Below are 6947 nucleotides of genomic sequence, written 5' to 3' on the forward strand. Positions count from 1 at the left end.
CGCGTACTGGGTCACCCCTCGCCACCTCGCCGGCGACGACGGCGTGCTTGCCGACCAGGTCGGCTCCCACCTCACCGCCGCAGGCTGGAACAGCCTCACCCTCGTCCGCGGCCGACGTGAGCCCGACGAGCCCGACGGTGCCCGGCAGGTTCTTCGCAGCACCGTCCTGCACGTCGCTCCGGACGCACTGCGCTGGGCGCAGTGGGTGCTGGCCGACGAGCCCATCCTCCTGGGTGATCAGCCGGTGGCCTGGACGGTCTCTGCCCGCGCCACCCCCGCCGGTCTTCCCCAGTGGAATGCCTACTTCTCTGCCGGCACCCCGCCGGAAGCCGTCACCGACTTCCTGCTCGCCGTGGAGGACCGCCCGGATCCCGCCCACGGCTACGCCGGACCGCAGGTGGTCCTCGACGCGCTGGCAGGGGGTGGATGGGTCTGCGACATCGACACCCCCAGTGCCATGTCTGACCCGCGGCTGGCCGCCAGCATGGTCTTGACTGCCTTGCCAGATGAGGGCATCCAAGACGGCGACCCGCTCGTCCTTGATCCCGAGGCGGAAGCGGCGGGATGGCAGGCTTGGTGCGAACCGAGGATGGGCGCCGGGCTCATGTGGGCCGCCATGTTCTCCGCGAGTACGCCACATGATCTGGTTGCAGCCTTCGCCGCCTCTCTGTCCTCACCCGCACCGGTACTGCGCCATACTCTGCCGGAGATCAGTGAGGGCCAGCTCACCGTGCAACCGACAATCTGATACGCCGACGGCCGGACCCCCTTGGGTTCGGCCGTCGGCCTTTTGTCTCACGACACGGTCATCGGTCGATGTGCGGCTCCGGCAGACCGTCGCGTTGCCTGCCACGACCGACAGCCCCGCCCGGACTCGCCGTTGTGCGCGAGTCGGGCGGGGTGCCAGGCGGAGACGGTCGCCTTTGGCCACCGGTCAGCGGCCGTGACCCCTGGTACCTCCGGGCGGCTGGTCGCCAGGCTTGTACCAGTGCACAGCCGGGAGCACCCCATCTGCGGTCAGGCTTTCCGTGAGATGTGCAGCACGGGCACGGATACCGGAGCGGCGCACCGCCTGGGCGTTGGCTGCGCCGAGCAAGGACTGCAGCTCGGCGAACGTCGCAATGACTCGCTCGCTCTCCGGAAGTGCGATTTCATCGCGGCGCTCGGTGGACCTGGCGCCAAGGATCTGCGTCCGGTCTGCTCCGAGGGCAGCGAGGGCCAGCATGAGCCGCACCTGCGGGCCGTCGGCTGCGGCGAGACCGGTGAGGGCTTCGGCGGACACGAACTCGGTCACGGAACCTCCCTGATAGGAGCGGGCGGGGACAAGGGGCTCAGCGGGCTGTTGCCTTGAATAGGGCAGTCTGCCCGTAGACGGTGACTTCCGCTGGGCTTCCGGAGACGACCAGGAGGACGGCCCGGTCACGAATTACGGTCTGCTGGACGACGGTGCGTCGCCCGCCGGCGGTGACGGTGAGGACCTGCCCCCACTGCTCGTCACCGAGATGGGGCACCGGCACCGTCTGGGTGCGGACCTCCGCCACGGTGGTGGCGGTGACCAGCTGGTACGACGGGCAGGCGCCCATCGCGGTCATGATCCGGCCGACGCCCGCGGACAGGTCCTTGGGCGGGGCGGAGTACAGCTCCTCGGTCAGCTGGGTGCCGCCGGGGCCGGTGAATACCCGCTTGGCCTGGTTCGGGAACATCGCGTACGGGTTGTCTGCGGTGCTGCCCAGCTGCTCCAGCTGCGGGCAGCCCTCGACGGACGCCTCGGGCGAAGTCGTGGTTGCGGCGGGGCGGGCGGTGTAGCCGGGGCCGAGATCGGCGGCGGTGAGCAGCCTGTCCGCCAGCCGCGCTGACGGCAGCACTTCGTGGTCGCCGGCGGTAGGTACGGGCGTCTCCGCCAGTGCCTTGGCGGGCGCACTGCCGGAGGGCTGGGCGGAACAGCCGGTCAGGGCCCAGAGGGCGAGGCAGGTGCTGGTGAGGATGGCGGAATGGCGCAGGCGCATACGGGTTCCCTGGGTCGGATGCGGGTGGGCTGACCGTGGCTGCCTCCTCCGAGCGGCAGGGCGGGAATGCAGAGGGTCCAGGGGTGCGGTGCCGCATCAGTGGTCGAGGGAGCGCAGGCCCTCCTCGAGGGTGCCGAACTTGCCGTTGCTCGGGCCGCTGTTGCGGTTGTACCAGGCCACGTCCAGGCGCGGCTCCAGGGTCTCGTGGCCGGCCCGGCAGCGCAGCCAGATCCGGCTCTGGGTGCACAGGATGACCCAGTCCCGGTACGCCTCGCACTGCGGGCAGGCGCGGACCTCACCGTCGACGACCAGGGGGCGCCGCCACGGCATGAACCGGCCGGCCAGCTCGTCGTCCGTGTCCATCCGGAAGTCCGGCGGCAGGAAGTTGTCCACTACCACAGCGGACGGAGCAGGTTCGGGCGCCGGCTTAGTCGGCTCGGGCCACTGCGGCTCCGGGTACGCCAGCCACGGGACACCCGCCGGCCCCATCTCCCCATGTTCCTGCTTCGCCTTCCTGCGACCGAACACTTGGGCTCCCCTCCCAGAGTTGGCTCCCCGCATACGGCGGCGGGTCATGAAGCGTGCCCCACCGCCCCCACCTGCGGCAACTCACGAATTCCTGAAAGCCCGGTCACCTCCTGCGACCCTGAGTGTCCTTCGCGGCCAGGTTCCCGGCCTTCTGTCCCGTCCGACCGTTTCTTACCTCTTTCCCACGCGACCTTGCGCGGTCCGCAGTTCGTCCCAGGGCATGTTGCCGCTCGTCGGTACGGGCGGGCTCGAGGTCCCGCAGCATCTTGTCGCTCGCTCCGATGCTCTGGGGCTACGAGCGGGAAGCGATGACCACATCCGTTCGGACATGCTCCTCGAACAGCCCGCCCTGCGGCCGGGTGGCGATCAGCGCTTTGCGGAGATCACGTTCGAAGGCGGGGCGATCGGAGGCGAGCGCGGCCGGGCTGGTGAAGCTGAAAGAAAGCTGGAGCCCGACGACATCGTCCACGGTCCGGCTGACCAAGCGATCCCAGTGAATCGCCTCGATCCGGGAGAACGGTGAGCGGAGCAGAACCTCCTCGTGCCGCACGTCTGGATAGGCGCCCAGGGCGGAGTCAGGACGGCGGTTCGGGCCCAGATAGCGGTTGCGGACCTCCTCGACCACAGGCAGCCAGGGCGGGAGTTTGAGGTCTTCGTGCCGCGCTCCGCAGGTGGCGAGCACTACTGCTCCGCTGGGTTCGATCAAGGTGTCCAGGTCGTGCAACAGCCGTTCGCGGTCAGTCCAGTGGAACGACGCGCCCATGACTGTCAGCAGTACCGGCCCCACGTTCAGCGCGAGCAACGTGCTGGAGTCCCCGAGCCGCCAGTCGATACCGCTGACCCCCGCCTCGGCCGCAAGCCGGCGTCCCTCGGAGATCATCTCCGGCTCGGGATCAACCGCGACCACCTCGCGGACCAGCGCGGAGAGTGGCAACGTCAGTGCTCCACTGCCGGCCCCCAAGTCCAGCACCCGCTGAGTCCCGTCCAGCGAAAAGCGCGCACTGAGCAGGGAGAACAACCGAATGTCATACGCAGGCCGAAACCTCGCGTAGTACGGCACCGTCGAAGCGAACAAGCCAGGCGGTGAGGGCTCCATCCCCTCACTCTTCCACCACAGCCACCTGATGCGGCGGAAGGCGCGGTTCGAAAACACACTCACCGACAACGAAGAACGGGACGATCACCTCCCGACGCCCGCCAGCGACAACAGAGCCCGGGACGCGGCGAGCCATGGAAGGTCACCGTGAATTACCTACCCCTGGTCAGCGGCGTGGCGGGATGGAATGTGAAACAGGACGGGACAGCCCGGTCACCTCCTGCGGCGCTGAGTGCCCTTCGCGGCCGGGTTCCCGGCCTTCCGTCCGGCCGGGTCCGACGGGACGGAGCTGCTGTCGGGCAGGGGCGCCGCCTGAGCGTCGGCCAGCAGGTTCGCAGCGCGGCGCAGCCGCCACACCAGCACGTCGGACACCGACTCGGCGCTCGCCAGCTCCCGGCGGCCAGCCGCATCGGCCAGCAGGACGGTGGCGTCGTACCCGGCTGCCTCGGCATCAGCCAGGGTCGCCGCCAGCGCCGCCCACCCGGCCTCCGCCAGGACCTGCTCCGCCAACGCCGACGGCAGCGCCTCCCGTACCCGGAGGACCTGGCGGCGCAGCACCGGAGGAGCCAGCGACCGGCCCCGCACGGCCAGCACGCCCATCGGCTGCGCGGCGGCGGCCCGGTATGCCGTGCGCAGGTGCTCGGCGGCCAGCTGGGCGGCGGCGGCCTGCTGAGCGTGTGCCTTCTTTTCGTGCCAGTGCGCGGCCACGGTCACCAGGAAGAACACGGCGTCGATCACCATCGCGGTCGTCGCCCCGTCCTCCCCCCGCCCGAGCGCAGGTCCGCTATAGACGAGGTCACGGGCAGCCTGGCGAAGGGCCCGGTCGTGCCCGCGCTCGGCCCGCACGTGGGAGCGGGAGGCCCGCTCGAACGCGAAGGCGGCTTCTCGTAGTTCGCGCCGGGTGTGGGCGGCGGACGTCTTCGCGAGCGCGTCCAGGACCTCGCCCGCAGCCGCGATGTACGCCGCGGCCACCCCGTCGTCCGCCCCGTCCATGACGAGCACCGCCTGCCACAGCGCCGTGCTCGCCCGGCGCCGCGCCGATGCGGCCCCGGACGGCACCGTCTGTTCAGCGGCCCGGCTGCTGGTCCGGTGGCCGGACCAGCGCTCTCGGATCCGCGGCAGGGACAAGTCCGGGCCCAACTTCGAGCCCGGGTAGAAGACCGGTTCTCCTTGGGCGTTGACGTCTCCGGGCAGCGCGACCGTGTACCCCAGGAGGTCACCGGACGGTGCGACGCGCGTGTGCACCAGAACGCCGGCGGCGCCCAGGCGGTCGAAGAACTCCTTCTCGCTCTCGGCGCCGGCTACGGCCCGTCGGACGGTCTCGCGCAGTTCCTCTCGGGCGGTGCGCTCGCGGCCCTGGCGTGCGGCCTTGTGGCGTTCGGCGCTGGTGGGCCGCTTGGCGGCGGTGCCGTCACCGGGGTTGAGGCGGCGCAGTCCCAGTTCCTCTTCCAGGCGGCGGGCCTCGGCCTGGACGCGGACTGCGTCGAAGTCGAGTTCCGGGCGGTTGCCGTCCTCACGCACGAGGGTGGCGAGGATGTGGACGTGGTCGTCCGCGTGCCGTACGGCGACCCAGCGGCAACCGGAGCCGTGGTCGGGGTCGTCGATGCCGGCGGCGGCGACCATGCGGCGGGCGACGTCGCCCCATTCCTCGTCGGACAGGGTTCGGTCGGTGGGACCGTTGCGCACCGACAGGTGCCACACGTGCTTCGCGGGCCGCTCGTCTTCGGCGAGCAGGGCCAGGGGCTGGTCGAGGAGCTGCTGGAGCTGCTTGTACGTGACCTCCGGGTCGCGGCCGGGGTCGGGGGCGCCGTGGTCCCAGGAGGCCACCAGGTGGGGGTCGACGTGCTCCTCGGCCTTGCCCGGCCCGTACAAGTAGTACAGGAGGCCGATGGTGCGCTGCCCACGCTTGTGGATCTTCGGGACCATGGTGGTGTGGAGTCCTAGGTGTGTTCGAGGAGCTGGTCGGTGGCGCCCTGGACGCGGGCGGAGGCCCGCTGGACCGCGTCGAGCACGGCGTCGAGCTGGGCGTCGGTCGGCTGGGCGCCGGAGTTGATCGCGCGGGCCAGCTGGTTGAGGTTGTTGCCGATCTGTCCGAGGTGCCGACGGGCGGCGAACAGCTCGGCGACCATCTCGCGGCGGCCCGCGATGGCTGCGGCGCTGGTCTGTGGATCGCGGGAGGCGTTGAGGGCGGCTCGGGCGAAGAAGCCGGCGAGGGTGACGCCGGCTGTCTTGGCGGCGGTCGCGACGAGCGCGAGCTCGTCGTCGCTCATGCGGACGCTGCACACGTTGGGGCGCTGACGGCGCTTGTACGTACGGCGGCGCGTACGGGCGGCTGCGGGTGCAGCGGAGGCTGACGCGGCTTCGTGCGTGGGCTGTTGGTTCCCTCCCGGCTGCGATCCGCCCTCGGTCGCTGCCTCCTCGTCAGGCGTCCCCCGGCGCCGGACGAGGCCCTGCCCCCCAGGGGCAGGGAACCCTTTGGACACTCCGCCGATGGTGGAGTGTCCAAAGGGATAACTTGCTCCTTCTGGGAGCGAGTTGTTGTCCGGCGAAGGGTGGTCACGTCTGGGGTGCTCGGTCCGTCCGACGGGCTGGATCTGCTCTGCTTCGGGTGGGTTCTCGGCTGAGGACACGGGGGATTCGGCTCCTTCCGGGAGGCGAGGTGCGGGAACAGGGCGGCGGCCCGGGGGCTGGTCCGGGCCGCCGTACGGGCAGGGGTGCAACTCACCCGCACAGGGGGCAGCGCGTGAAATGGCGGGTCAGCGCCTTGGCCATGTTCTGCTTCACCGCCAGGGCGTGCCGCGTGCTCGACTTGGAGGCGGTGCTGCCCGCGTGACGGGCGGCGTGGTTGCGCAGGAACGTGATGTCGCGTTCGTATCCGGCCTTCAGGTCGGTGAATCGCTCGCACGTCTTCATCAGCGGGTGGCTCCTTCGGAGGATTTGGTGGAGGCGGTGGCGGCCCGAAGCGCGGTCAGGACAGGACCGATGTGCTCATTGCCGAGCGGGATTCCACGGGCGCGCATGATGCCCCGCAGCTGCGCCCTGGTGATCTGCACGTTCCCCTCGGCCGCCAGGACTGCGGGGACGTCCGGGAGGACCAGCTCGACGACCTCGGCCTCGGACAGGCGACGCGGTCCGGTCCGGCGGTCCGACCGTCCGGTGTGCACCCGTGCCCGGATGGTCCCGGGGCGCACCGGTCCGGTCCTCGTCCGATTCGGTCCGGGTTTCGGTCCGGGTCGGGGCGGTCCGGTGGGGGTGTCGGTGCGGTCCGGGTTGGGTTCGGTCCGGGTTTTCGGGAGGTCCTGGGGTCCGGCGGTCGT

At 70.9% G+C, this 6947-nt stretch carries 9 protein-coding genes; 1 reads left to right on the plus strand and 8 read right to left on the minus strand.

What is annotated here, in order from left to right:
• Window positions 1-43 precede the first annotated feature (43 nt).
• Window positions 44-748 carry a DUF317 domain-containing protein gene (locus tag ABZ128_RS03705; protein WP_356845841.1) on the plus strand — a complete coding sequence of 235 codons (705 nt, stop codon included), beginning with the start codon at window positions 44-46 and terminating at the stop codon, window positions 746-748.
• Window positions 749-934: 186 nt separating this feature from the next.
• On the opposite strand, the gene ABZ128_RS03710 is transcribed toward ABZ128_RS03705, so the two are convergent.
• The 8 genes from ABZ128_RS03710 to ABZ128_RS03745 form a co-directional block, all read right to left on the minus strand.
• Entirely contained in the window at window positions 935-1294 is a 360-nt protein-coding gene (locus ABZ128_RS03710; protein WP_356845842.1) for a hypothetical protein, read from the minus strand.
• Window positions 1295-1331: 37 nt separating this feature from the next.
• Window positions 1332-2006: a hypothetical protein gene (locus ABZ128_RS03715; protein ID WP_356845843.1), complete on the minus strand. Its 675-nt coding sequence runs from the start codon at window positions 2004-2006 to the stop codon at window positions 1332-1334.
• 96 nt (window positions 2007-2102) lie between these two features.
• Window positions 2103-2399, minus strand: a complete 297-nt coding sequence (locus tag ABZ128_RS03720) for a hypothetical protein (protein WP_356845844.1) — start codon at window positions 2397-2399, stop codon at window positions 2103-2105.
• A 427-nt stretch (window positions 2400-2826) separates the two neighbouring features.
• Entirely contained in the window at window positions 2827-3552 is a 726-nt protein-coding gene (locus tag ABZ128_RS03725) for a class I SAM-dependent methyltransferase (RefSeq protein WP_356845845.1), read from the minus strand.
• A 291-nt stretch (window positions 3553-3843) separates the two neighbouring features.
• Entirely contained in the window at window positions 3844-5556 is a 1713-nt protein-coding gene (locus ABZ128_RS03730) for a mobilization protein (RefSeq protein ID WP_356845846.1), read from the minus strand.
• A gap of 14 nt (window positions 5557-5570) precedes the next feature.
• Window positions 5571-5900 (minus strand): plasmid mobilization relaxosome protein MobC, encoded by a 330-nt coding sequence (mobC, locus tag ABZ128_RS03735; RefSeq protein ID WP_356845847.1) that lies wholly within the window; start codon window positions 5898-5900, stop codon window positions 5571-5573.
• A 451-nt stretch (window positions 5901-6351) separates the two neighbouring features.
• Window positions 6352-6543, minus strand: a complete 192-nt coding sequence (locus ABZ128_RS03740) for a hypothetical protein (RefSeq protein ID WP_136222873.1) — start codon at window positions 6541-6543, stop codon at window positions 6352-6354.
• Window positions 6543-6821 (minus strand): hypothetical protein, encoded by a 279-nt coding sequence (locus ABZ128_RS03745; RefSeq protein WP_356845848.1) that lies wholly within the window; start codon window positions 6819-6821, stop codon window positions 6543-6545. The genes ABZ128_RS03740 and ABZ128_RS03745 overlap by 1 nt, the downstream gene beginning before the upstream one ends.
• Window positions 6822-6947 lie beyond the last annotated feature (126 nt).

Origin of the sequence: Streptomyces sp. NPDC006326 (assembly GCF_040612915.1) — a bacterium.
In the GTDB taxonomy this organism is placed as follows: Bacteria; Actinomycetota; Actinomycetes; order Streptomycetales; family Streptomycetaceae; genus Streptomyces.

What these genes read in the sequence shown, in the direction of transcription:
- ABZ128_RS03715 (WP_356845843.1), bottom strand. Translation starts at nt 2,006, where the DNA reads ATGCGCCTGCGCCATTCCGCCATCCTCACCAGCACCTGCCTCGCCCTC.
- ABZ128_RS03730 (WP_356845846.1), bottom strand. Translation starts at nt 5,556, where the DNA reads ATGGTCCCGAAGATCCACAAGCGTGGGCAGCGCACCATCGGCCTCCTG.
- mobC (WP_356845847.1), bottom strand. Translation starts at nt 5,900, where the DNA reads ATGAGCGACGACGAGCTCGCGCTCGTCGCGACCGCCGCCAAGACAGCC.
- ABZ128_RS03740 (WP_136222873.1), bottom strand. Translation starts at nt 6,543, where the DNA reads ATGAAGACGTGCGAGCGATTCACCGACCTGAAGGCCGGATACGAACGC.